Origin of the sequence: Streptomyces sp. NPDC096310 (assembly GCF_044763125.1) — a bacterium.
GTDB lineage: Bacteria > Actinomycetota > Actinomycetes > Streptomycetales > Streptomycetaceae > Streptomyces.
Map to the genome: position 1 here is coordinate 39,171 of NZ_JBIWFO010000032.1, position 22,330 is coordinate 61,500.

The 22,330-nt window shown below is 71.3% G+C and carries 21 protein-coding genes, 1 pseudogene and 1 riboswitch; of the genes and pseudogenes, 12 read left to right on the top strand and 10 right to left on the bottom strand.

Annotated features, from left to right (window positions below; genetic code table 11):
• Positions 1–27: 27 nt before the first annotated feature.
• Together ACIQ7D_RS34290 and ACIQ7D_RS34295 are read left to right on the top strand one after the other, a co-directional pair.
• Entirely contained in the window at positions 28–675 is a 648-nt protein-coding gene (locus tag ACIQ7D_RS34290) for a peptidoglycan DD-metalloendopeptidase family protein (protein WP_403944584.1), read from the top strand.
• Between the two features lie 49 nt (positions 676–724).
• Positions 725–1,339 (top strand): annotated as a pseudogene (locus tag ACIQ7D_RS34295) (N-acetylmuramoyl-L-alanine amidase); the annotation flags it as partial.
• Positions 1,340–1,435: 96 nt separating this feature from the next.
• Here the strand turns inward: ACIQ7D_RS34295 and cobM are convergent.
• Together cobM and cbiE are read right to left on the bottom strand one after the other, a co-directional pair.
• Entirely contained in the window at positions 1,436–2,245 is an 810-nt protein-coding gene (cobM, locus tag ACIQ7D_RS34300) for a precorrin-4 C(11)-methyltransferase (protein ID WP_403944587.1), read from the bottom strand.
• Complete coding sequence (cbiE, locus tag ACIQ7D_RS34305; RefSeq protein ID WP_403944589.1) at positions 2,242–3,510, bottom strand: precorrin-6y C5,15-methyltransferase (decarboxylating) subunit CbiE; 1,269 nt, start codon at positions 3,508–3,510, stop codon at positions 2,242–2,244. The genes cobM and cbiE overlap by 4 nt, the downstream gene beginning before the upstream one ends.
• 317 nt (positions 3,511–3,827) lie before the next feature.
• Between cbiE and ACIQ7D_RS34310 the strand changes: the two genes are divergently transcribed.
• Complete coding sequence (locus ACIQ7D_RS34310; protein WP_403944591.1) at positions 3,828–4,463, top strand: NAD(P)-dependent oxidoreductase; 636 nt, start codon at positions 3,828–3,830, stop codon at positions 4,461–4,463.
• Here the strand turns inward: ACIQ7D_RS34310 and ACIQ7D_RS34315 are convergent.
• Both ACIQ7D_RS34315 and ACIQ7D_RS34320 read right to left on the bottom strand, forming a co-directional pair.
• Positions 4,453–5,301, bottom strand: coding sequence for a CbtA family protein (locus ACIQ7D_RS34315; RefSeq protein ID WP_403944593.1), 849 nt, complete (start codon positions 5,299–5,301; stop codon positions 4,453–4,455). The two genes, ACIQ7D_RS34310 and ACIQ7D_RS34315, sit on opposite strands and share 11 nt — an antisense overlap.
• A 45-nt stretch (positions 5,302–5,346) precedes the next feature.
• A complete protein-coding gene (locus tag ACIQ7D_RS34320) occupies positions 5,347–5,586 on the bottom strand; it encodes a CbtB-domain containing protein (protein ID WP_403944596.1) in 240 nt (79 codons plus the stop codon).
• 37 nt (positions 5,587–5,623) lie between these two features.
• A riboswitch (cobalamin riboswitch) is annotated at positions 5,624–5,780 on the bottom strand.
• A gap of 22 nt (positions 5,781–5,802) precedes the next feature.
• On the opposite strand from ACIQ7D_RS34320, the gene ACIQ7D_RS34325 reads away from it, so the two are divergent.
• On the top strand, positions 5,803–6,516 hold the full coding sequence (locus ACIQ7D_RS34325) for a histidine phosphatase family protein (protein WP_403944599.1): 714 nt from the start codon (positions 5,803–5,805) through the stop codon (positions 6,514–6,516).
• 3 nt (positions 6,517–6,519) lie between these two features.
• Here the strand turns inward: ACIQ7D_RS34325 and ACIQ7D_RS34330 are convergent, their stop codons facing one another.
• Positions 6,520–6,783 carry a GlsB/YeaQ/YmgE family stress response membrane protein gene (locus tag ACIQ7D_RS34330; protein WP_403944601.1) on the bottom strand — a complete coding sequence of 88 codons (264 nt, stop codon included), beginning with the start codon at positions 6,781–6,783 and terminating at the stop codon, positions 6,520–6,522.
• Between the two features lie 151 nt (positions 6,784–6,934).
• On the bottom strand, positions 6,935–7,252 hold the full coding sequence (locus tag ACIQ7D_RS34335) for a hypothetical protein (RefSeq protein ID WP_403944602.1): 318 nt from the start codon (positions 7,250–7,252) through the stop codon (positions 6,935–6,937).
• 215 nt (positions 7,253–7,467) lie between these two features.
• On the opposite strand from ACIQ7D_RS34335, the gene ACIQ7D_RS34340 reads away from it, so the two are divergent.
• Complete coding sequence (locus tag ACIQ7D_RS34340; RefSeq protein WP_403944604.1) at positions 7,468–8,202, top strand: Mut7-C RNAse domain-containing protein; 735 nt, start codon at positions 7,468–7,470, stop codon at positions 8,200–8,202.
• A 64-nt stretch (positions 8,203–8,266) separates the two neighbouring features.
• On the opposite strand, the gene ACIQ7D_RS34345 is transcribed toward ACIQ7D_RS34340, so the two are convergent.
• Entirely contained in the window at positions 8,267–8,761 is a 495-nt protein-coding gene (locus tag ACIQ7D_RS34345; RefSeq protein ID WP_403944606.1) for a hypothetical protein, read from the bottom strand.
• A 203-nt stretch (positions 8,762–8,964) separates the two neighbouring features.
• Here ACIQ7D_RS34345 and ACIQ7D_RS34350 point away from each other — a divergent pair, with 203 nt between their 5' ends.
• Entirely contained in the window at positions 8,965–9,738 is a 774-nt protein-coding gene (locus ACIQ7D_RS34350) for an SDR family NAD(P)-dependent oxidoreductase (RefSeq protein WP_403944609.1), read from the top strand.
• A 144-nt stretch (positions 9,739–9,882) separates the two neighbouring features.
• Here the strand turns inward: ACIQ7D_RS34350 and ACIQ7D_RS34355 are convergent, their stop codons facing one another.
• Positions 9,883–11,076 (bottom strand): RtcB family protein, encoded by a 1,194-nt coding sequence (locus ACIQ7D_RS34355; protein WP_403944611.1) that lies wholly within the window; start codon positions 11,074–11,076, stop codon positions 9,883–9,885.
• Between the two features lie 162 nt (positions 11,077–11,238).
• On the opposite strand from ACIQ7D_RS34355, the gene ACIQ7D_RS34360 reads away from it, so the two are divergent.
• The 3 genes from ACIQ7D_RS34360 to ACIQ7D_RS34370 all read left to right on the top strand — a co-directional run bounded on the left by ACIQ7D_RS34360 (position 11,239) and on the right by ACIQ7D_RS34370 (position 14,866).
• Positions 11,239–12,105, top strand: coding sequence for a DUF3558 domain-containing protein (locus tag ACIQ7D_RS34360; RefSeq protein WP_403944613.1), 867 nt, complete (start codon positions 11,239–11,241; stop codon positions 12,103–12,105).
• A gap of 244 nt (positions 12,106–12,349) precedes the next feature.
• Positions 12,350–13,168 (top strand): DUF3558 domain-containing protein, encoded by an 819-nt coding sequence (locus tag ACIQ7D_RS34365; protein ID WP_403944614.1) that lies wholly within the window; start codon positions 12,350–12,352, stop codon positions 13,166–13,168.
• A gap of 186 nt (positions 13,169–13,354) precedes the next feature.
• Positions 13,355–14,866 carry a DUF2637 domain-containing protein gene (locus tag ACIQ7D_RS34370; RefSeq protein WP_403944617.1) on the top strand — a complete coding sequence of 504 codons (1,512 nt, stop codon included), beginning with the start codon at positions 13,355–13,357 and terminating at the stop codon, positions 14,864–14,866.
• Between the two features lie 108 nt (positions 14,867–14,974).
• Here ACIQ7D_RS34370 and lysS read toward each other — a convergent pair whose 3' ends face one another.
• The gene (lysS, locus tag ACIQ7D_RS34375; protein ID WP_403944619.1) at positions 14,975–16,729 is read right to left on the bottom strand and encodes a lysine--tRNA ligase; all 1,755 of its coding nucleotides are present in this window, start codon (positions 16,727–16,729) and stop codon (positions 14,975–14,977) included.
• Positions 16,730–16,926: 197 nt separating this feature from the next.
• On the opposite strand from lysS, the gene argS reads away from it, so the two are divergent.
• Positions 16,927–18,771: an arginine--tRNA ligase gene (gene argS, locus ACIQ7D_RS34380; protein WP_403944621.1), complete on the top strand. Its 1,845-nt coding sequence runs from the start codon at positions 16,927–16,929 to the stop codon at positions 18,769–18,771.
• 199 nt (positions 18,772–18,970) lie between these two features.
• The gene (locus ACIQ7D_RS34385; protein ID WP_403944623.1) at positions 18,971–20,098 is read left to right on the top strand and encodes a hypothetical protein; all 1,128 of its coding nucleotides are present in this window, start codon (positions 18,971–18,973) and stop codon (positions 20,096–20,098) included.
• A gap of 968 nt (positions 20,099–21,066) precedes the next feature.
• On the opposite strand, the gene ACIQ7D_RS34390 is transcribed toward ACIQ7D_RS34385, so the two are convergent.
• On the bottom strand, positions 21,067–21,504 hold the full coding sequence (locus ACIQ7D_RS34390; RefSeq protein WP_403944632.1) for an ATP-binding protein: 438 nt from the start codon (positions 21,502–21,504) through the stop codon (positions 21,067–21,069).
• 139 nt (positions 21,505–21,643) lie between these two features.
• Here ACIQ7D_RS34390 and ACIQ7D_RS34395 point away from each other — a divergent pair, with 139 nt between their 5' ends.
• Complete coding sequence (locus tag ACIQ7D_RS34395) at positions 21,644–22,252, top strand: Scr1 family TA system antitoxin-like transcriptional regulator (protein ID WP_403944625.1); 609 nt, start codon at positions 21,644–21,646, stop codon at positions 22,250–22,252.
• Positions 22,253–22,330 lie beyond the last annotated feature (78 nt).

Consider the following 22,330-nt stretch of genomic DNA (forward strand, 5'->3'; position numbering starts at 1 on the left):
CAGTGAACACGTCAAGGGGGATTTGACATGGCCACGATAGAATTCGATCACGTGAGGTACGGGAAGACCGACCCGTGCGTCACCAGCTTCCAGAAGGCGCTCATCGCCAAGGGGTACAAGATCCCGGCCGGCGCCACCGGAAAGTACGGCGACCAGACGAAGGCCGCCTGCGTCAAGTTCCAGAAGGCCCAGGGGTGGACCGGCGGCGACGCCGACGGACTGCCGGGACCGCGGACGTTCGCCCTCCTCGGGCTCAAGGACGGCGGCCACAAGCCGACCGGTTCGAGCAGCAAGGTGGCCTCGCCCGTGCCCGGAAAGCGCGTCACCTACGCCTACGGCGTCCGGAACTCCTCGTACGCCGCCGGCTACCACACCGGTGACGACTACGCGGCGGCCACCGGCACCCCGGTCGTCGCGGTACGCGCCGGCACCATCGCCGTGTCGGACAACAACGGGGGCGCGTACGGACGCTGGGTCGTGCTGCGCGCCGACAACGACAGGGACTACTACTACTGCCACCTCTCCCTGCGCAGCGTCGCGAAGGGCGACAAGGTCAAGGCCGGGCAGAAGCTCGGCGAGGTCGGCTCCACCGGCAACGTGACCGGCCCGCACCTGCACTTCGAGGACCGCAAGAGGAACGGCGGCTACGGGAACGACCGCGACCCGTCCTGGTGAACACGGCCCCGCACGGCCACGTACACCACGACGGAAAGGAAGGGATCTCATGGCAGCACCACTGTCCGCCCAGGCCTTCCTCGCGGCCCTGCGCGCCGAGGGCGTGAAGGTCGAAGAGGTCGGCAACTGGCGTACGCACAACCGCGATCACAAGGGGCCCTGGGGCCCGGTCAACGGAGTGATGGTCCACCACACCGTCACCTCCGGCACCGACGCGTCCGTACGGATCTGCCGCGACGGGTACACCGCCCTGCCGGGGCCGCTGTGCCACGGCGTGATCGACAAGGCCGGTGTCGTCCACCTGGTCGGCCACGGCCGGACCAACCACGCGGGGGGCGGCGACCCGAAGGTGCTCGCGCGCGTGATCGCGGAGGACTACGGCGACCGGCCGCCCAGGCCCACCCGGGGCAACACCGGCGGCGAGGACGGCAACGCCCGGTTCTACGGCTTCGAGTGCGTCAACCTCGGTGACGGGCGGGACCCGTGGCCGGAGGCCCAGCTCGACGCGGTCGAGCGGGTGAGCGCGGCGATCTGCCGGGCGCACGGGTGGAGCGCGCTCAGCGTCATCGGCCATCTCGAATGGTCGAACGACAAGATCGACCCGAAGGGGTTCGGGATGCCCGGCATGCGCGACCGGATCGCGCGGCGGCTGAAGACGACTCCGCCCAAGAAGTAGGACCCGAGAAGCGGGGCCCGGCGGAAGCCGGTGACGGCGGGACACGGACGCGCGCTCCGTGTCCCGCCGCTCCCGTAGGGCAGGTCAGCCCGTCGAGCACGCCCGGTGCGCGTCACCGCCACCGTCCGCGTCACCGCCCCCGTCACCGTCCCCGCCCCGGTCCCGGTCCGCCGAGTACAGGTGGCTGTCCCTGAACTGCTCCGCGCCCAGCGTCCTGCCCACCATGATCACCGCCGTACGCACCACACCCGCCGCCTTCACCTGCGCGGCGATGGAGTCCAGCGGGCCCCGCAGCACCAGTTCGTCGGGGCGGCTGGCCATCGCCACCACCGCCGCCGGGCAGTCGGCGCCGTAATGCGGCAGCAGTTCGTCCACCACCCGGTCCACATACCGCGCCGCCAGGTGCAGCACCAGCAGCGCGCCGCTGCGCCCCAGCGTCGCCAGGTCCTCGCCCGCGGGCATCGGGGTGGCCCGCTGGGCGATCCGGGTCAGGATCACCGTCTGGCCGACCGTCGGCACGGTCAGCTCCCGCTTGAGCGCGGCAGCCGCGGCCGCGAACGCCGGTACGCCCGGGACCACTTCGTACGGCACGCCCGCCGCGTCCAGCCGGCGCATCTGCTCGGCGACAGCGCTGAAGACGGACGGGTCGCCCGAATGCAGCCGCGCCACGTCGTGGCCCTCGCCGTGCGCCCGGACCAGCTCGGCGGTGATGCCGTCGAGGTCCATCCTGGCGGTGTCGATCAGCCGCGCGTCCGGCGGGCACTCGGCCAGCAGTTCGCGCGGGACCAGGCTGCCCGCGTACAGACACACCCGGCACGCGGCCAGCCTGCGGGCGCCGCGCACCGTGATCAGGTCGGCGGCGCCGGGGCCGGCGCCGATGAAGTACACCGTCATCGTTCTTCTCCTGATCCTGATCCTGATCCTGATCCTTCGGCCGGGGCCGGGGAGGCCGCTTCCCCGGTCTTCGTGACCGCCCACTGCGTGACCGGCATCGCCTGCCGCCACCCCGTGAAGCCGCCGACCGGCGCCGCGTGCGCGACCGCCAGCCGCACCAGCTCCCCGCCGAACCGCCGGTACCGGTCGGCCAGCACCGCCTCGGACTCCAGCGTCACCGTGTTCGCGACCAGCCGGCCGCCCACGGGCAGCGCGTCCCAGCAGGCGTCGAGCAGCCCCGGCGCGGTCAGCCCGCCGCCGATGAACACCGCGTCGGGTACCGGCAGACCGGCCAGCGCCGCGGGCGCCGCGCCGACGGTGACGCGCAGCCCGGGGACCCCGAGCGCCCGCGCGTTACGGCCGATGCGCTCGGCGCGCGCCGGATCGCGTTCCACCGACACCGCCCGGCACGACGGATGCGTACGCAGCCACTCGACCGCGATCGAGCCGGACCCGCCGCCGACGTCCCACAGCAGCTCCCCCGGCGCGGGGGCCAGCGCGCCCAGCGTGGCGGCGCGCACATGGCGCTTGGTGAGCTGGCCGTCGTGCTCGTACGCGGTGTCCGGCAGTCCGGGTACGGCGCCGAGGTGCGGCGCGCCGGGCGCGCGGCGGCACTCGACCGCCACGACGTTGAGCGGGTCACCGGCGGGCGCGTCCCACGCGTCGGCGGTCGCGGTGAGGTGGTGCTCCCGGTCCGAGCCGAGCTGTTCGAGTACGTGCATCCCGCTCGGCCCGTAGCCGCGCGCGCGGAGCAGCGCCGCCACCTCGGCGGGTGTCGCGGCTCCCGCGCTGAGCACCAGCACCCGGCGGCCGTCGTACAGCGCGGCGGCGAGCCGGTCGGCGGGACGGCCGACGAGCGTGACGACCTCGGTGTCCTCCACCGGCCAGCCGAGCCGGGCGCAGGCGTACGAGACGGACGACGGATGCGGCACCACCCGCAGCGCGGCAGCGCCGACGACCTCGCCGAGCGCCCGCCCGATCCCGTAGAACATCGGATCCCCGCTGGCCAGCACCGCGATCCGGCGCCCGGCGTGCGCGGCGAGCAGGCCGGGCACGGCGGGGCGCAGCGGCGACGGCCACGCCACCCGCTCGCCCGGGCACTCGTCCCGGGGCAACAGGCCGAGCTGCCGGTCCCCGCCGATCACCACGTCGGCGGAGCGCAGCGCCTCCCGCGCCGCGCCGGAGAGCCCGGCCCAGCCGTCGGCGCCGATCCCGACCACGGTCACCGGCAGAGACAGAGACAGGGGCAGTGGGTTATCAGGGGGCGGGACACTCACTGCCGTACACCTCTGAACTGGGAGAAGACCGACCCCGCACTCTACTGTCCGCCCGCCCGCGGCCCCGCGACGGGTGCCCCCGCGCCAGGGGCCGCGGCCTCTTCGTTCACGTTCGTCCACGGCGGGGATCGTACTGATGTCATTTCATCCGGTGAGTGAGCGTTCACTTACCGGGGTAAGGGTCCACCCACACCACAAGAAGGCCAAAACGGCACGAAGATGGATAAGGCGGGAATCGAAGAAGGCTGACGAGGAAGGGAGAGGTCATGAATCTCGCGGTGCTCGGTGCGTCCGGCGGCGTCGGACGGCAGATCGTCCTCCACGCCCTGGCGGACGGTCACAGAGTGAAGGCCGGGGTACGGGACCCGGCCCGGCTGGATCTGACGGACGCGCACCTCACGGTCCTGCGCGCGGACGCGCTCGACGCGGGCTCGGTGGGGGACGTCGTCGAAGGCGTCGACACGGTGCTCTCCGGTGTGGGCCCCGCCGCCCGCCACGACCCGCTCAGGCCCGCGTCCACCTCGGCGCGGGCGCTGGTCGCGGCGATGTCGGCGGCCGGGGTGCGGCGCCTCGTCGTGGTGAGCGCGGCGCCGCTGAACCGTACGGGTGTGGCGCAGACATGGCTCGCACACCGGGTGATCACGCCCATGATGTGGGTGATCCTCAGGGAGGTGTACACGGACCTGGAGCTGATGGAACGGACCCTGGCCGACAGCGACCTCGACTGGACGTCGGTACGGCCGCCCCGGCTGACGAACGGCGCGGGCCGAGGCATCTACCGGCACGCGATCGACGCGGGCCCGCCCGGCAACCGCATCGCCCGCGCCGATGTCGCCCGCGCCATGCTCGACTTCATGGCGGCGCCGGAGACGGTACGCCACGTGGTGGGCGTCAGCGAGTGACCTCCCCCATGGTCCCGGCCCCCGAGGCCCCGGTCCCCGAGGTCCCCACGGTCCCGGCGGCCGGCGCGGGGACGGCAGCCGCCCGCGGCCGGAGCGCGCGCTCGGCCAGTACGCCGAAGATCAGCCCGAAGGCCGTCCACAGCAGCGCCTGCACACCGAGCGACGCGAGCCTGAACTCCCACAGCAGCGCGGCGGGGAAGGACGCGGGAACGGCGTCGGTGTTGCCGGGCAGCACCAGACAGGCGACGGCCACCACGGCCACGTAACCGCCACCGGCGGCGAGCGACGCGTTCCAGTTGCCGAGCCGGGGCGCCAGCCGTCGGCCCGCGATGACGGCGATGACCGCCAGCAACACGCTGAGCAGGATCATCAGGAAGAACAGCGTGGTGCGTCTGCCGATGGTGTCCGGGCTGCCGACGGCGGGCGGCGCCGCCGGATACTTCAGGAACGGCACCAGACAGACGGTCGTGAAGGCGGCGCCCGCGACCAGCGCCGCGGTCGCCCGTGGACCGAACCGGCCGATCCTGCCCAGGCTCACGGCGAAGACCAGCGAGGCGATACCGCCCAGGGCCACCCCGTACACCAGTACACCGGTGGCGAGTCCGAACGTCGACTGGACGGGCCTGCTGACCAGTTCCTCTTCCTCCTCCCCGGCCGCGCCGGAGTCCGGTGCCGCGCCGTGGTGATGCGCCGGGGCGGACCGGGCCTCCTCCTGGGCGATGGAGTCCCGTACGGACGGCTCACCCGCGAAGTAGGCCAGCGCGAAGGCGAGAAGCCCGGCCAGCACGCCCGCGACCATGCCGCGGACCAGGATGATTCTGACGGTGGAGGCATGCATGCGCGTATATCTCCGTAATCTCCGTGCTCCGTGATCGCCGTCAGGTCAGTGGCAGGGGAAACCGAGCAGATGACGGCCGTCGTGCACCCACTCGTGCACACCGGAACCGGAGATCACCGACGTCGCGCCCTGTTCGGCGCCGACGAAGTAGAGCAGCACCAGCATCAGGGTGCCGACGAAGACCGCCCACGGCAGAACGGCGCGCAGCGGAAGCGGAGCCGGTACGGCGACGGTGGACGAGGTGGGCGCGACGGCCGCGTTCGCAGACGCTATGGACTGAGCCATGGCAGATCCTCCTTGGGGAACTCGCGTCCCGTTTCATGGAGCTCGAACGACGGCCTTCGGGTCTGACTCACCGGGCCCCCGCCGCATGGCACGCGGCCGGCACCCGGCATACAGTGGCGCGACCGTGCCGGAATCTCACCGGACTTCCGTCTCGCCGTCGTGGATATCGACGTGAAGGTACCGCGAACCGGCAGACGGGCCAAGGGGGCCCTTGCCATGACGATCCGCGTGCTGCTCATCTCACCCGCCATGGGACCGGCCCTGCGCGCGGCCCGCTTCGGCGAGGAACCACCGGAAGTCCGGCGGCCCGAGGCGCCCGGGGACGGCCCCGGGTACGACGGCCCCGCGGACACCCCCGGGAACGCCCCCGGCGCGGTGGGCGACCCCGGGGCCGGGCAGGACAGCGCGGTGGACACCGCCGGGGTACGTCAGACCGAGGCCGTACGGGAGGACTTCCTCCGCGGCGCCCGTACCGCCGCCGTGTACGTCTCGCCCTCGCCCCGCTGCCGTACGACCGCCCGCCTGCTCGGCCTGGACGCGCGGCCGCTGCCCGACCTCGCGCCCTGGGCGATGGGCCGCTGGCGGGGCAGGACCCTCGACGAGGTCGCCGCCGCGGAACCGCGGGCGGTGAGCGCCTGGCTCGCCGACCCCGCCGCCGCGCCGCACGGCGGTGAGTCCCTGCTCGCGCTCCAGGCCCGCGTCGGCCGCTGGCTCGACGCGCTGGGGCAGAACACCCCCCGGGTGGTCGCCGTGGCCGAGCCGGACATCGTCCGCGCCGCCACCGTCCACGCGCTCGGCACGGCCGCCGGAACGTTCTGGCGGTTCGACGTACGGCCGCTCACCGCCACCGAGTTCACCGGACGGGACGGCCGCTGGAACCTGCTCAGCGGCCGTCCGCTCGCCGGCGAAGGCACCGGAGAGGAAATCTGAGAATCAGCCGCGGCCCTTGGCTCGGTCCAGCGCGGCCACCCCCACGGCCGCCAGGCCGACCTGGATGATCAGCTCGATCCAGTCGAAGCCTTTGGTGTCCGCGACGCCGAACGCCGCCGCGATGAACGTACCGACGAGCGCCGCGACGATACCGACGCCGATGGTCCACAGCACCCCGATGCGCTGGCGCCCGGGCACCACGAGCCGGCCGAGCACACCGATGACGATGCCGACGACGACGGCAACGAAAATGCCGGATATCTCCATGTCCCCTCCTCTTCGCCCACTTACTGTCGAAAGTGGTACTCGCCGACCGTGTGCCCGCCCTGCGGACGCCGAATCCTTGCCGCCACCCACAAGGCCCTGAAGACCCGCACGCCCCACCGGGGGCCCGCAGGCCGGCCAGGCCCGCCGAGGCCTACCGCTGCGGCGTCCAGCCCGGGCCGCGCCCCGTCAGCGCCAGCAGCACATCGAACGGAGCGGCGCCCTCCGCCACCGGCTCCCCGGACATCCCCATCCGCCGGGCCGTCGGCGCCAGCGCCCCGAACTCCGCCACCAGCACCCCGACGAGCGCCGCCTCCGGCTCGTACGGCTGGCCCGTCGCCCGCGCCAGGTCCCACGCGTGCACCGTCAGGTCCCTCGGCACCATCGAGCCGACCGTCCTGGCCGGCAGCCCCGTCGCCCCCGACGTGCCCTCCTCGGCACCCGGCGCGCCCCACGCGGCCCTGCGCGCCATGCCCTCGTCGACCGGATCAGGACGGACCCCGCGATCCGGCCCCTCGCCCGCCCCACCGACGAGGCCCGCGCTCGCCGCCGACCTCGGCTACAGCGACCAGGCCCATCCCGTCCGGGACTTCACGGCGACGGTAGGCGTCCCACCCACGGCGTACGCCCGCACCGGGCCCCGGGAAATCCCTGGCCCGCCCGGCCGTGCGGTGACATCCTGACGGCGTGAACGGACCGGAGATCCACATCACCTTCGCCCCCGAACTGCGCCTCTTCGTCCCGGCCGAGCGACGTGAGGGGCGTACCGCCCTGCGCACCGACGGCTCGTCCACCCTCGGCCATGCCGTCGAATCCCTCGGCGTCCCGCTCACCGAGGCGGGGCCGCTCCTGGTCGACGGGCGCGAGGTGCCCTTCTCGCACATCCCGGCCGCGGGCGAGTCCGTGGACGTACGTTCCGTGCCCCGGCCGCAGACCGTGCCCGGCGCGCCCCTGCGCTTCCTCCTCGACGTCCATCTCGGCACCCTCGCGCGCCGGCTGCGGCTGCTGGGCGTCGACGCGGCGTACGAGAGCGAGGACCTGGGCGACCCGGCCCTGGCCACGCTCTCCGCCGCCGAACGCCGGGTGATGCTCTCCCGCGACCGCGGACTGCTGCGCCGCCGCGAGATCTGGGCCGGCGCGTACATCTACAGCGACCGCCCGGACGACCAGCTCAGGGACGTGCTCCAGCGCTTCGCCCCCGCTCTCGCGCCCTGGACCCGCTGCACCGCCTGCAACGGCGCACTGGGCCCGGCGGACAAGGAGTCCGTCCAGGAACAGCTCCAGCACGGCACCCAGCGCGGCTACGACGTCTTCGCCCGCTGCGCGGCCTGCGGCCGGGTCTACTGGCGCGGCGCCCACCACGCCCGCCTGGCCGCGATCGTCGACGACGCGGTGCGCGAGTTCGGCGGCGCGGCGGCGTAACGCCGGCCGGGCCGCCACGTCTGCCGGCCGCCACGTCTGCCGGCCGCCACGCCGGACGGCCGGCTCAGAAGACGTACCGGTCCCCGGTGTCCGGCGCCAGGACGCGATGCCGGTGGTTCTCGGGGTTGAGATCGTCCGCGCCGCCGTTCCACGCGGTGTCGATCCGTACGACGATCTCGTCCCGCGTACCGGACGTCCGCAGGTCGAGCGTCAGCTCGCCGCTCCGCCCGATCGGCCGGAGCCGCCCCGTACGGCACAGGACCGTACGGTCGCCGCCCCACAGACAGGCGGGCGGCAGCGCCCGCCCCTCGGTCACCGGGGCCGAGAAGTCGAGCCGCACGGTCGCGTCGGCCAGCCCGGACGGCCCGTGGTTCTCGGAGCCGAGGAGGACCGCGAGGCGTCCGCCCGACAGCGACACATGCCCGTGATGGGCGAGATCGGCCTCGGGGGCCTCCGCGCTCCGCTCCGGCGCGCTCGCTCCGGCACCCGGAGCCGCGCCCATGACCACCGCCGTGGCGGCCGAGACCAGTACCAGCACCACTTTCCGCAGGACACCCATGCACGGAAGATAGTGATCATCACACTGTCCTCCGGGCCACGCGCCCGCCCGGCACGCCCACATCACCCGCATGGCAGGACGACCGCGTGCCCGTGCCCGTACTCCACTCCGCCGCCCGCTTCGTCCGGGCCCCCGACCCCTCCGGCCGCGCCCCGCCTATCCTGGCCGGACCGGAGTCGATCACACGCGCGAGGAGTTACGTCATGAGCGCCACGGGGACCCCCATCGCCGTCATCACCGGAGCGAGCAGCGGCATCGGCGCCGCCACCGCCCGGCACCTCGCCGCCGCGGGCCACCACGTCGTCGTCACGGCCCGCCGCAAGGACCGGATCGAGGCGCTCGCCGCGGAACTGACCGCCGCGGGCCACCTGGCCACCGCGTACGCCCTCGACGTCACCGACCGCGCGGCGGTCGACGCCTTCGCCGCCGAACTGGACCGCTTCCCCTCCGTGAACGTCCTGGTCAACAACGCGGGCGGGGCACTCGGCGCCGATCCCGTCGCCACCGGCGACCCGGCGGACTGGCGGCAGATGTACGAGACGAACGTCATCGGCACCCTCCACGTCACCCAGGCGCTGCTCCCCGCGCTCACCGCGAGCGGCGACGGCACGGTCGTCGTCCTCTCCTCCACGGCCGGCCACGGCACATACGAGGGCGGCGCGGGCTACGTCGCCGCCAAGCACGGCGCCCATGTCCTCGCCGAAACGCTCCGCCTGGAGATCGTCGGCACCCCGGTCCGCGTGATCGAGATCGCCCCCGGCATGGTCAGGACCGAGGAGTTCGCCTCCACCCGCTTCCGCGGCGACGAGGAGAAGGCGGCCAAGGTCTACGAGGGTGTCGCGGAACCCCTCACCGCCGACGACGTGGCCGACACGATCACCTGGGCGATCACCCGCCCGAGCCATGTCAACGTCGACCTCCTGCTTCTGCGCCCGCGCGCCCAGGCGTCCAACACGAAGGTCCACCGCGAGGTGTGATCAAGGTTTCTCCGGCCGGGACGACGGACCCGGCCGGAGGACCCCCACCACGTTCGGCCACCGCACAGCCCTCGCTGTCCTCTCACCCGCTCCCCGCCGCTTTCAAACCGCTTTCAAACCGCTCTCAAAGCCCTCAAACCGCCCTCAACCCTTGACGCACACGACCTGCTTCAGCTTCGCTACGACCTCCACGAGATCCCGCTGCTGATCGATGACCTGCTCGATCGGCTTGTACGCCGCCGGGATCTCGTCCACGACACCGGAGTCCTTCCGGCACTCCACACCCCGTGTCTGCTCCTCCAGGTCCTGGGTCGAGAACCGCCGCTTCGCCGCGTTACGGCTCATCCGCCGGCCCGCCCCGTGCGAGGCCGAGTTGAACGACGCCGCGTTCCCGAGCCCCTTCACGATGTACGAACCCGTGCCCATGGAGCCCGGGATGATCCCGAAGTCTCCGCTCCCCGCCCGGATCGCGCCCTTCCGGGTGACCAGCAGGTCCATGCCCTCGTACCGCTCCTCCGCCACGTAGTTGTGGTGGCAGGAGATCACCGGGTCGAAGGCCACCCGGGCCTTCTTGAACTCCTTGCGGACCACGTCCTGGAAGAGCCCCATCATGATCGCCCGGTTGTACTTCGCGTACTCCTGCGCCCAGAAGAGATCGTTCCGGTACGCCGCCATCTGCGGGGTGTCCGCGATGAAGACGGCGAGATCCCGGTCGATCAGCCCCTGGTTGTGCGGCAACTTCTGTGCCGTGCCGATGTGGTGGTCGGCCAGTTCCTTGCCGATGTTCCGGGATCCGGAGTGCAGCATCAGCCAGACCGCGCCCACCTCATCGAGACAGAACTCGATAAAATGATTACCTGATCCGAGCGTTCCCATCTGCTTCACCGCACGGTCCTCACGGAACTTGACCGCGTCGGCGACGCCCCCGAACCGCTCCCAGAAGTCCCCCCACCCCGCCGTCGGGAATCCGTGCAGCCGCCCCGGGTCCACCGGGTCGTCGTGCATCCCCCGGCCCACCGGGATGGCCTGTTCGATCTTGGAGCGCAGCCGGGAGAGATCGCCCGGCAGGTCGTTCGCCGTCAGGGACGTCTTCACCGCCGACATACCGCAGCCGATGTCCACACCCACCGCCGCCGGGCAGACCGCGCCGTGCATCGCGATCACCGAGCCGACCGTGGCGCCCTTCCCGTAATGCACGTCCGGCATCACGGCGAGGCCCTTGATCCAGGGCAGGGTGGCGACATTGCGAAGCTGCTGCATCGCGCCGTCCTCGACCGTCGCCGGATCGGCCCACATCCGGATGGGTACCTTCGCGCCCGGCACTTCTACGTACGACATGTTTCCTCAATTCCCCCGAAAGTCTGGATAACGCAAAAACCGGAGCCAAGGCAGCCATAGAGGACGGCCGACCAGCGTCGACGGCATCGCGTGCGATAGACATTGTGTCCATCGACCGTCATCCGGCGGCAAGCAGTTTTGGCGAGAAGGGAGCCCGGGACCGTGCAGCTCAAGGCGCGACGCGCGTACGTACCCGGCCTGGCGGCGCTCCTCGTGGCGGCCGTCGCCGGCTGTACGGCCGGCAGCGGCGACGACGCCTCGGCCGGCGACTCCAAGCCCGGCGAGACCACCACCGCGACCGCGGCGCAGCCCGGCAAGTACCGGACGCTGCGCGAGGCGTGCGGCGCCGTGCCACGCGCCACGCTCAAGGACCTGCTGCCGGGCACCGCCTCGCTCCCCGAGGACCAGCAGGAGAAGGCGTACCAGGGCACGGCAGCCGTGACATACGACACGGACCGCCGGGTGGGCTGTAGCTGGAAGGCCGACTCGCCCGCCGCCTCGAACCAGCTCGTGATCGACTTCGAGCGCGTCGTGTCGTACGACCCGGCTGTGAGCGACGACACCCGTGCGCAGGAGGTCTACGCGACGAAGGAGACAGGCGCGCACCTCGCCCCCTCCACCTCCGGCTCCTCCTCTTCCTCCTCTTCTTCCTCTTCTTCCTCCGGCGCGTCGGGATCACCCGGCTCCCCCGGCGCGTCCGACTCCGCCGCGGCGCCCGGGCCCCAGACGGTCTCCCCCTCCGCGACGTCCTCGGGGGCGCCCTCCTCGTCCGTGTCCTCGACCGAGGGCCTCGAACCCCGCGTCCTCGACGATCTCGGCGACGCCGCCTTCCTCGACGACGTCCTCGCGCGCTCCGGTTCGGCCGCCCAGCACCGCACGGTGAGCGTGGTGTTCCGCACATCGAACGTGATCGTGACCGTCCGGTACACCGAGCAGCCGGCCCTCTCCACCGAGGTCCCCGACAGCAAGGAACTCCAGGACAAGGCGCGGGGGCTGGCCCGTACGCTCGTCGACCAGCTCAACGAATAGGGGCCGCCTCGGCCCCCGGGCACGACCGTACGGGGCCCCGCCGCCCGGTGGCCGGAGTCTGGCTCCGGGCCCCGCGGGGCGGGCTCGCCGGTTACCGTGGCCGCTCGGACCTCCGTGGCGTACGTGCCCTCCGTGGCGTACGCGTACGACGGGCCGGCGAAGCCGCACGAAAACGTACGAGACATCACGAGACCCCACGCGACCGAGACCGCACGCGACCGACTCAAGGAATCCTGAAGGAACCATGCACCGATCAGCCTCGCGACTCACCCGCATACTCGCCTGCGCAGCCGTTCCGGTGATGCTCGCCGTCGCCGGGTGCTCGTCCGACTCCGACGGCAAGAGCGACGCGGACGGCTCCACCACCCCCACCCGCGCCCAGTCCCCCACCGTCGCGCCCGCGAAGTTCAGCGCGCTGCCCGACGCGTGCAAGACGGTCAGCGGCAAGACGGTCGACTCGTTGGTCCCGAAGGCCAAGGTCAAGGGCGGCACGGAGGGCAAGTCCAGCGACATCGCCACGCGCGGGAGCTGCTCCTGGAACGGCCTGGACGACAAGGGCGTCAAGGGGTCCCAGTACCGCTGGCTCGACATCTCCCTCATGCGGTACGACTCCGACACGACGCTCGGCAGCGGCGCCAAGCGGGCCGGCGAGTACTACACGAAGGAACTCGCGGGCGCCCAGGGCACCGAGACCGCCAAGGACGTCAAGACGGCTCCCGGAACCGGCATCGGTAACGAGGCGAGCACAATCACGTACACGCTGAAGAAGTCCGACGCCACCTTCTCGTACGTGACCGTCGTGGCCCGTACGGAGAACGTCGTCATCACCCTCACCTACAACGGCACGGGCTACGCGGGCGCCAAGTCTCCCAGCCCCGCCGATCTGTCGAAGGACGCGGTCAGCGCCGCGAAGGAGGCCGTGGCGGCCGTCTCCGGCGGCGCCGGCGGGTCCGACAGCTCCGGTGGCACCGGCGGCGCCGACTCCTCACCGAGCAAGTCTCCCGGCAAGCCCGAGTCGTCCGGCGCGCCCGTGGACTCCGACTCCAAGGCAAAGTCCGAGTAAACGCGATCCCGGTCACGGACCGCCCCTTTTCTTCCTCTTTGCCCGGAACGCGGCCCTCTTCGGAGGGCCGCTCCCGGCTCCCCGCGCCACGTCATCCGCACACATGTGCCAGGCTGTGCCCGCCAGATGACGTCAGGACGTCATGTACCTGATGTACCTGATGCCGAAAACGGGAGGGGATCGCGGGTGGCCGCGATGGAGCTGACACGTACGCACCGGATACTCATCGGGGTCGTGGTCACGGGAGCGGTGATCATCGCCGCGATCGGTTTCGCGGGCTCCTACGCCGCCGTACGCGAACTCGCCGAGCTGAAGGGCTTCGGGAATTTCTCGCTGGTCTTCCCGATCGGTATCGACGCGGGCATCTGCGTCCTGCTCGCGCTCGACCTGCTCCTGACCTGGATGCGGATCCCCTTCCCGCTGCTGCGCCAGTCGGCCTGGCTGCTGACGGCCGCGACCATCGCCTTCAACGGCGCGGCGGCCTGGCCGGACCCGCTCGGCGTCGGGATGCACGCGGTCATCCCGCTGCTCTTCATCGTCTCGGTCGAGGCGGCGCGCCACGCTGTGGGCCGGATCGCGGACATCACCGCCGACAAGCACATGGAGGGCGTACGGCTGACGCGCTGGCTGCTCTCGCCGGTCCCCACGTTCATGCTGTGGCGCCGGATGAAGCTGTGGGAGCTGCGCTCGTACGAGCAGGTCATCAAGCTCGAACAGGACCGGCTCATCTACCAGTCGCGCCTCCAGGCCCGGTTCGGCCGCAACTGGAAGCGCAAGGCGCCGATCGAGGCGCTGATGCCGCTGCGGCTCGCGAAGTACGGCGTACCGCTCGCCGACACGGCCCCCTCGGGGCTGGCCGCGGCCGGCATCGAACCGGTACTGCTGCCACCGGCGCCCACCCCCGAGCCCGCGCCGAAGCCCGCACTGGCCGAACTCCCGCAGGGCCAGGGCCAGGGCCAGCCGCACGAGCCGGACCAGGAGCAGCGGGAGATACCGGCGGCCGAACCGGCGCGCCTCCAGAAGCAACCGCAGACGGAACAGCAGGAGCAGCAGGAGCAGGAGGGGCAGCAGGGGCAGCACGACCAGCAGCCTCAGCAGCAACTCCCGCAGCAGACACAGCAGACACAGCAGACACAGCAAGTTCAAAACCCCCAGCAGCCCCAGCGGCAGACTCCCGAGCCCACACAGGTGAGCCCCTGGTTCGCGGCGCCGCAGGTGCCGGAGGGCGCGTACGAGGGCGCGTACAACCCCACGTACGTCGAGGGACTTGAGCCGACCCCGGTGATGGTCCCCTCAGGCCCCGAAGGCACCCCCGACGGCGGCCCCACCCCCGCGCCCGGCCGCAACCGCCGTCCCCTGGGCGGCATTCCGGGCCAGGCGTCGCAGTCGCAGTACGCCGAGCCCCAGCCGCAGGACCAGAGCCAGGCCAGGCCCGAGGAGGCGGCCGAGGACCAGCCCGTCTCCGGTCTGCCCGACGACATCACCCGCGAGGAGGCCTACTTCAGCGCCTTCCGCAAGTACGTCAACGAGTACGGCGGCTTCCCCAACGCCCGCCAGTTCGGCATCTACTTGATGGACCTGTACGGCATCACGGGACGCGGCGGCAACCCGCTGAGCGAGAACTCCCTCAAGCCCTATCTCAAGGACTTCGGCTCCCGCTACCAGTCGGAGCTGGACAACAACGAGTACATCGCCTGATCACCCCGCTGATCACCCCGTGAGGGGGGTCTGCCCGTCCCGGACAGGCAGACCCCCCTCACGCGTATCCCGCTTCCGGCTTCCCGCCTCTCGCTTCCCGCCTCTCGCTCAGGCGCCGAGCAGCTTCCGTACCCGGTCCGCCCCCACGGCAAGCAGCAGCGTGGGCAGCCGCGGCCCGGTCTCCCGGCTCACCAGCAGCCGGTACAGCAGCGCGAAGAACGACCGCTGGGCGACCTTCAGCTCGGGCGTGGGCTTGGCGTCCGGCTCCAGGCCCGCCATCACCTTCGGCACGCCGTAGACGAGCGTCGTCAGCCCGTCCAGCGACCAGTGGCTGTCCAGCCCTTCGAGCAGCCGCCGCAGCGACTCGCGCCCCTCCTCGTCGAGGGAGCCCAGCAGCTCCTCGTCCGGCTCGGCGCGCACGATCGTGCGCGCCTCGGCGGGCACCTGGCTCGTGATCCAGTTCTCCGCGCGGTCGAGGCGCGGGCGCGCCTCCGCCAGCGTGGACAGCGGGTGCTCCGGGTCCAGCTCGCTCAGGATCCGCAGGGTCTGCTCCTCGGCACCGGCCGTGATGTCCACGACCGAGGCGAGCGTCCGGTACGGCAGCGGGCGCGGCGTGCGCGGCAGCTCACCGGCGGCCGTGGTCGTCGCCCGGGTGTACGCGGCGGCGTCGGCCGGCAGGACGGAGCCGTCGGCGACCTTGCGCTCCAGCGCGTCCCACTCGTCGTACAGCCGCTGGATCTCCTGGTCGAAGGCGATCTTGAACGACTGGTTCGGCCGGCGGCGCGCGTACAGCCAGCGCAGCAGCGGCGCCTCCATGATCTTCAGCGCGTCGGCCGGGGTGGGCACGCCGCCCTTGCTGGACGACATCTTCGCCATCCCGGAGATGCCCACGAAGGCGTACATCGGGCCGATCGGCTGCACCCCGTCGAAGATCTCGCGCACGATCTGACCGCCGACGACGAACGAGGACCCGGGCGAGGAGTGGTCGACACCGGACGGCTCGAAGACCACGCCCTCGTACGCCCAGCGCATCGGCCAGTCGACCTTCCAGACCAGCTTGCCGCGGTTGAACTCGCTGAGCGCGACCGTCTCGGAGAAGCCGCACTCCGCGCAGGTGTACGTCAGCTCCGTCGTCGCGTCGTCGTACGCGGTGACGGTCGTCAGGTCCTTGCCGCAGCCGCCGCAGTAGGGCTTGTACGGGAAGTACCCGGCCGAGCCGCCGCTGCCGTCGTCCTCGGCGGCGGCGCCGGAGCCCTCGGCGGCCTCCAGCTCGGCCTCCTCGGCCTTCTTCTGCCCCTGCTTCTTGCCTCCGCCCGGCGTCTTCGCCTTGTCCTTCGTCCGATACCGGTCGAGGATCGCGTCGATGTCCGCGCGGTGCTTCATCGCGTGCAGGATCTGCTCGCGGTACACCCCGGAGGTGTACTGCTCGGTCTGGCTGATCCCGTCGTACGCGACCCCCAGCTCGGCCAGCGCGTCGGTCATCGCGGCCTTGAAGTGCTCGGCCCAGTTCGGATACGCCGACCCGGCCGGGGCGGGCACCGAGGTCAGGGGCTTGCCGATGTGCTCGGCCCAGGACGCGTCCGTACCGGGAACGCCCGCCGGAACCTTGCGGTAGCGGTCGTAGTCGTCCCAGGAGATCAGGTGCCTGACCTCGTACCCCCGCCGGCGGATCTCGTCCGCGACGAAGTGCGGGGTCATGACCTCGCGGAGGTTCCCCAGGTGGATCGGGCCCGAGGGGGAGAGGCCGGACGCGACGACCACGACCGGTTTCGTGCCCGGCGCACGTCGCTCCGCCTCGGCGATGACATCATCCGCGAAACGGGAGACCCAGTCGGTCTCGGTGCTCTGAGCCACGATCGGCACGTCCTTCTTCTTTCCTCATACGCTCGAACGATCTCGTACGCCCGGCGAACCCGGCGTCGGCCACTAACCTGGCGTTCGCCATTCTCCCAGGTACCACCGACAGAGCGAAAATGGCTTGTTGCCCCATGGGATACTGGGAGGACTTTCTTACGGAAAGCACGCCTCCCCCGATCCCCGACAGGAACGGCACCCAGCCCATGGCCCCGGTCACCTCCCTCGCCTCGACCGTCGATCAGCGCATCGCGGACGCCCTCTCGGCTGCCCTGCCGGAGGCCGGTTCCGCGGATCCGTTGCTGCGACGGAGCGACCGGGCCGACTACCAGGCCAACGGCATCCTGGCGCTCGCGAAGAAGCTCAAGGGCAACCCCAGAGAGCTGGCGACGCGGGTCGTCTCGGCGCTCACGGCGCCCGGCCTGATCGAGGAGATCGAAGTCTCGGGCCCCGGCTTCCTCAACATCACCGTCGCGGACCGGGCGATCATCGAGACCCTGGCCGCCCGCGCGGCGGACGACCGGCTCGGCGTCCCGTACGCGGAGCGGACCGGTACGACGGTGGTCGACTACGCGCAGCCGAACGTGGCGAAGGAGATGCACGTCGGGCATCTGCGCTCGGCGGTGATCGGCGCGGCGATGGTCGAGATCCTGGAGTTCACGGGCGAGCGGGTGGTACGGCGCCACCACATCGGTGACTGGGGCACCCAGTTCGGCATGCTCATCCAGTACTTGATCGAGCACCCGCACGAGCTGGACCACAACGCCGACACCTCCGTCGCCGCCGGCACCTCCAGCACCTCCGTCGTCTCCGACACCTCCGACACCTCCGACACCTCCGTCGTCTCCGTCGAGGACGGCGAGACGGCGATGACCAACCTGAACCGCCTCTACAAGGCGTCGCGGGCGCTCTTCGACTCCGACGAGGAGTTCAAGGCGCGCTCCAGGGACCGGGTGGTGGACCTTCAGGCCGGGGACAAGGAGACGCTGGCCCTCTGGCAGCGCTTCGTCGACGAGTCGAAGATCTACTTCTACTCGGTCTTCGACCAGCTCGACATGGAGATCCGGGACCCCGACATCGTCGGCGAGTCCGGTTACAACGACATGCTGGAGGAGACCTGCCGGCTCCTGGAGGAGTCCGGGGTCGCGGTCCGCTCGGAGGGCGCGCTGTGCGTCTTCTTCGACGACGTGAAGGGCCCGGACGGCAACCAGGTCCCCCTGATCGTCAAGAAGACGAACGGCGGCTACGGCTACGCGGCCACCGACCTCTCCGCGATCCGCGACCGGGTGGGGAACCTGAACGCGTCGACCCTGCTGTACGTGGTGGACGCACGCCAGTCGCTGCACTTCAAGATGGTCTTCGAGACGGCCCGCCGGGCCGGCTGGCTGAACGACGAGGTCAAGGCGGTCCAGCTCGCCTTCGGTACGGTCCTGGGCAAGGACGGCAAGCCGTTCAAGACCCGTGAGGGCGAGACGGTACGGCTGGTGGACCTGCTGGGCGAGGCGGTCGAGCGGGCGACGGCGGTCGTCCGGGAGAAGTCCGAGAAGATCGGCCTCTCGGAGGACGAGATCGTCACGAACGGCAAGCAGGTCGGCATCGGCGCGGTGAAGTACGCCGACCTGTCGACCTCGGCTGCCCGGGACTACAAGTTCGACCTGGACCAGATGGTCTCGCTCAACGGCGACACGTCCGTCTACATCCAGTACGCGCACGCCCGCATCCGCTCCATCCTCCGCAAGGCGGGCGACACGTCCCCCCTGGCCCACCCGGAACTCTCCCTGGCCCCGGCGGAGCGCGCGCTCGGCCTGCACGTGGACCAGTTCGGCGAGGTCCTGGCGGAGGTGGCGTCGTCGTACGAGCCGCACAAGCTGGCCGCGTACCTGTACCAGCTCTCGTCGCTCTTCACGACGTTCTACGACCAGTGCCACGTCCTGAGCGACGACAACCCGCGCGACCTGGTGGAGAACCGCCTCTTCCTCTGCGCGATCACGGCCCGCACCCTCAAGCAGGGCCTGGCGCTCCTGGGCATCAAGGCCCCTGAGCGCCTGTAGCGCCCCTTCTTCGCTACCGTGCGCGACCGCTGGCCGGTAGCGAGCCCCTGCGTGAAGGAGAAGCCTGATGGCCGATTCCCGCGGCGGCAAACCCGACAGGGCGAAGCATCCGGAGACGCCGAAGCGGTGAGCGGAGAAGGCTCTCCGGCGGCCCCCGCCGACCGGTTGGCCGGAGCGGGGCACCTCACGCCCCCGTGGCGTGACACCTTCGGATCCAGACGCGGTCGGGGAGGAACCGCGCACGGTCGACCCGGGCGACGACGACCAGGCCCTCGTCACCCACGTCGAGGACGTCCACGCCCAGGCCGACGCGGACGAGACGGACGGTAGCGGGACGGACGGCGGCGGGACGGCGCGCGTCCCGTGCAGCTCGGCGAGCATGCCGCGCATCGTGGCGCTCATGCTCGACGCGCTCGACGTCTCGGACGGCATGGCCGTACTGGAGATCGGCACAGGCACCGGCACCGGCACCGGCTACAACGCGCCGCTCCTCTGCGACCGGCTCGGCGACCGCAGGGTGGTCTCCGTGGAGGTTCTCCGTGGAGGTGGACCCCCGTATCGCGGACGCGGCACGGGCGAACCTGAAGAGCGCCGGGCACGCGCCACCGCGAGCGGCCCGGTCATCGGTGACTCCGCCTTCATGTGGAACAGGGGCGAGACGCCCCACCGCGGCGTGATGGCCACCGTACGGGCACGGCCCAGGCACGCCACGCCGACGACCACCGGCCTCGACCAGCGCTCCGTCTTCGGCGACGAGGACGCCACGTCCGCCGCCGGTCTCCTCGTCCCGCACTGCCGCTACAGCGTCGGCCACGGCCCGGGCGGCGAGTTCACACTCTGGCTGGCCGACCGCTCCACCCGCTCCTGGGCAAGCGTCGACCACGCCCCCGGCGCGGACACCCGTCCCCTCCAGCAGCACGGGCCCCGCGCGGTGTGGAGCGAGGTGGAGGCGGCGTACGCCTGGTGGCAACGCGCCGGATCGCCGGCCCGCACGCGCTACTGCCTCGCCGTCACCCCCACCGGACAGCACCTCTGGCTCGACACCCCCGACCATGCTGTCGGGGTGGGCCGGGGGTGCGTGGTGTCGGGCGGGCCGCCCCCTCCCTGGTCCGATGGTCGCGGTTCCGGGGTGGCGGGCCGGTTGGCCCTGCGGGGCGCGCGGCAGTGGAGTGGGGTGGTGACGCGTTTCGTCAAGCGTCCGCCGACCGGATGGGGGTTGGGCTTCATGCCCCGCTGGTCACTGTCGGGTGGTGGGTGCGGGTTCGGGCGGTGGCCTGTCGGGGTGGGCCGGGGGTGTGTGGTGTCGGGCGGGCCGCCCCCTCCCTGATCCGATGATCGCGGCTCCAGGGTGCGCGTCAAGGGCGCTCCTGCGTCGCGTCGGCTTCGCCGATGTCGCTGCGCTCCACCCTTGACCCGCACCCTTGCGCCGCTGGGAGAGCTTTTTCGGGAGGGGGCGGGGGGAAGGGTCCACTGGGGAACTGCTCTGTTCCGTCGGTGGGTTGCAGTCTGCCGGGTCGGTTCGCCCTGCGGGGCACGCGGCAGTGGAGTGGGGCGGTGACGGCTTTCGTCAAGCGTCTGCCCACCGGATGTTGGTTGAGGCTCATGCCCCGCTGGTCACTGTCCGGTGTTGGCTGCGGGTTCGGGCGGTGCCTGTCTGGGCGGGCCCGACTCGGCGGAGCAGGGTGCGGTGCGGTGTCCGGGGGCCGAGGCCAGGGGCACCCCCTCCCCAGAGCACGCCCTGCGCCCTATCCACCCCTTTTGTGGGCATTCGCTTGCCTGCTGTTCCCTTGCTCTGGACCGAAAGCTCCCCTATCCGGGACTCTCGGTCCACGCACCCCCCTCCGAGCACCACCCCCGCCCCACATGCCACACCCGCCCCAAAGTCACCTGGCCCCTCCACCCACGGCGAGTGACCAGCGGGGCATGAGCCCCGGCGCACATGCGGTGGGGAGCCGCTTGACGAAAGCCGGGCCACCCCACTCCACTGCCGCGTGCCCCGCAGGGCGAACCGACCCGGCGGCCTGCAACCCACCTGCGGAACAGAGCAGTTCCCCAGTGGACCCTTCCCCCCGCCCCCTCCCCCCTGCCTTTCCAGCGGTGCAGGGACGGGAGTCAAGGGTGGAGCGCAGCGACATCGGCGAAGCCGACGCGACGGTAGGAGCGCCCTTGACGCCCGGCCCGGAACCGCGACCATCGGATCAGGGAGGGGGCGGACCGCCCGCCACCACACACCCCCGGCCCACCCCGACAGGCCACCGCCCGAACCCGCACCGGATCACGGGACGCCGACCGCCCTCAGTCCGAGGGCAGCAGCGCGGGAGGCGGCGCCTCATCGACCGCTGCGCGTTCCGCTTTCCGCCGTACAGCGAACTCGCACCACACCACCTTTCCGGGCTTCCTGTCACTCACCCCCCACTGGTCCGCAAACGCCGCCACGAGCAGCAGACCGCGCCCGCCCTCTCCGTCCCCCGCGTCCACGATCTCCGGCACGCCCGACCCGCTGTCGTGCACCTCGGCACGGAGTACGTCGCCGTCGTACCGCAGGAAGAGCCGGAACCCCCGGCCGGGCGGAACGCCGTGCAACAGGGCGTTGGTTGAAAGTTCGCTCACGCAGAGCAATACGTCCTCGAAGCGGAACCCTTCGGTCAGGCCCCAGTCGACCAAGGCCCAGTGGGTGAACTTCCTGGCTGCGGGGATGGACCGCCGGTCACGGCGGAAGAACCGCTCCCTCATCACAAAATGGCGAGTTGTCGCATTCACGAACCGAATGTCGCCCAGCGTGACTACCCTGGCACAGTAAGCAAGCTCGTACGGATCGTTTGTACGGGATCACGTGGGTCAAGCTCGGGCCGGCATGGGGAGTTGGATCGGCATGAACAGCAGGAAACGTCCCAACAGGAAGAACGCCTCCGCGATGAAGATGCTGGGCGCCCAGGTGGCGGCTTTCCGCAGGGCGGCGGGATACACACAGCGCTCGCTCGCCGACCGCATCGTTGCGGATGAGGAGACCATCGCGTCGATCGAACAGGGACGACGATCGCTGAAGGAAGATCTGGCCGGGATCTTGGACGAACTACTCGATACCAAGGGGGCGTTGTCAGTAGGTCTCGCCCACTTGCCCGAGATCGACCGGTTCCCTCTGTGGGCCGAACAATTTCTGGACCACGAACGCGAGGCCATCGCCCTGTCCTTGTACGCGAACCAGGTGCTGCCTGGCCTGCTCCAGACCAAAGAGTACGCGCGGGAAGTCTTCCGTAACCGTGTACCAACGTTCGACACGGACGAAGTCGAGATCAAAACCGCTGCCCGTATGGACCGTCAAGAGATCCTTCACCGCAAGGTTCCTCCGACCATCAGCTACGTGATCTGGGAACCAGTACTCCGCTTTCCCATCGGAGGGCAAGACGTCTATACCGAGCAACTGCGCCACCTGCGCACCTATGCCGAACTCCCTGGGCTAGCCACAATACCGGTGTTTTAGGGCTTCGTCCGTGGGGTTGGGGCTGTTTTGGTGGGCTTGACGAGGGTGACGACGGGGCTGTCCGGGCGAGGCGGGTTG

What these genes read in the sequence shown, in the direction of transcription:
- ACIQ7D_RS34390 (WP_403944632.1), bottom strand. Translation starts at nt 21,504, where the DNA reads ATGAGGGAGCGGTTCTTCCGCCGTGACCGGCGGTCCATCCCCGCAGCC.
- ACIQ7D_RS34330 (WP_403944601.1), bottom strand. Translation starts at nt 6,783, where the DNA reads ATGGAGATATCCGGCATTTTCGTTGCCGTCGTCGTCGGCATCGTCATC.
- ACIQ7D_RS34325 (WP_403944599.1), top strand. Translation starts at nt 5,803, where the DNA reads ATGACGATCCGCGTGCTGCTCATCTCACCCGCCATGGGACCGGCCCTG.
- ACIQ7D_RS34310 (WP_403944591.1), top strand. Translation starts at nt 3,828, where the DNA reads ATGAATCTCGCGGTGCTCGGTGCGTCCGGCGGCGTCGGACGGCAGATC.
- ACIQ7D_RS34350 (WP_403944609.1), top strand. Translation starts at nt 8,965, where the DNA reads ATGAGCGCCACGGGGACCCCCATCGCCGTCATCACCGGAGCGAGCAGC.
- ACIQ7D_RS34315 (WP_403944593.1), bottom strand. Translation starts at nt 5,301, where the DNA reads ATGCATGCCTCCACCGTCAGAATCATCCTGGTCCGCGGCATGGTCGCG.
- ACIQ7D_RS34365 (WP_403944614.1), top strand. Translation starts at nt 12,350, where the DNA reads ATGCACCGATCAGCCTCGCGACTCACCCGCATACTCGCCTGCGCAGCC.
- ACIQ7D_RS34355 (WP_403944611.1), bottom strand. Translation starts at nt 11,076, where the DNA reads ATGTCGTACGTAGAAGTGCCGGGCGCGAAGGTACCCATCCGGATGTGG.
- ACIQ7D_RS34395 (WP_403944625.1), top strand. Translation starts at nt 21,644, where the DNA reads ATGAACAGCAGGAAACGTCCCAACAGGAAGAACGCCTCCGCGATGAAG.
- ACIQ7D_RS34345 (WP_403944606.1), bottom strand. Translation starts at nt 8,761, where the DNA reads ATGGGTGTCCTGCGGAAAGTGGTGCTGGTACTGGTCTCGGCCGCCACG.
- cobM (WP_403944587.1), bottom strand. Translation starts at nt 2,245, where the DNA reads ATGACGGTGTACTTCATCGGCGCCGGCCCCGGCGCCGCCGACCTGATC.
- argS (WP_403944621.1), top strand. Translation starts at nt 16,927, where the DNA reads ATGGCCCCGGTCACCTCCCTCGCCTCGACCGTCGATCAGCGCATCGCG.
- ACIQ7D_RS34320 (WP_403944596.1), bottom strand. Translation starts at nt 5,586, where the DNA reads ATGGCTCAGTCCATAGCGTCTGCGAACGCGGCCGTCGCGCCCACCTCG.
- ACIQ7D_RS34290 (WP_403944584.1), top strand. Translation starts at nt 28, where the DNA reads ATGGCCACGATAGAATTCGATCACGTGAGGTACGGGAAGACCGACCCG.
- ACIQ7D_RS34335 (WP_403944602.1), bottom strand. Translation starts at nt 7,252, where the DNA reads ATGGCGCGCAGGGCCGCGTGGGGCGCGCCGGGTGCCGAGGAGGGCACG.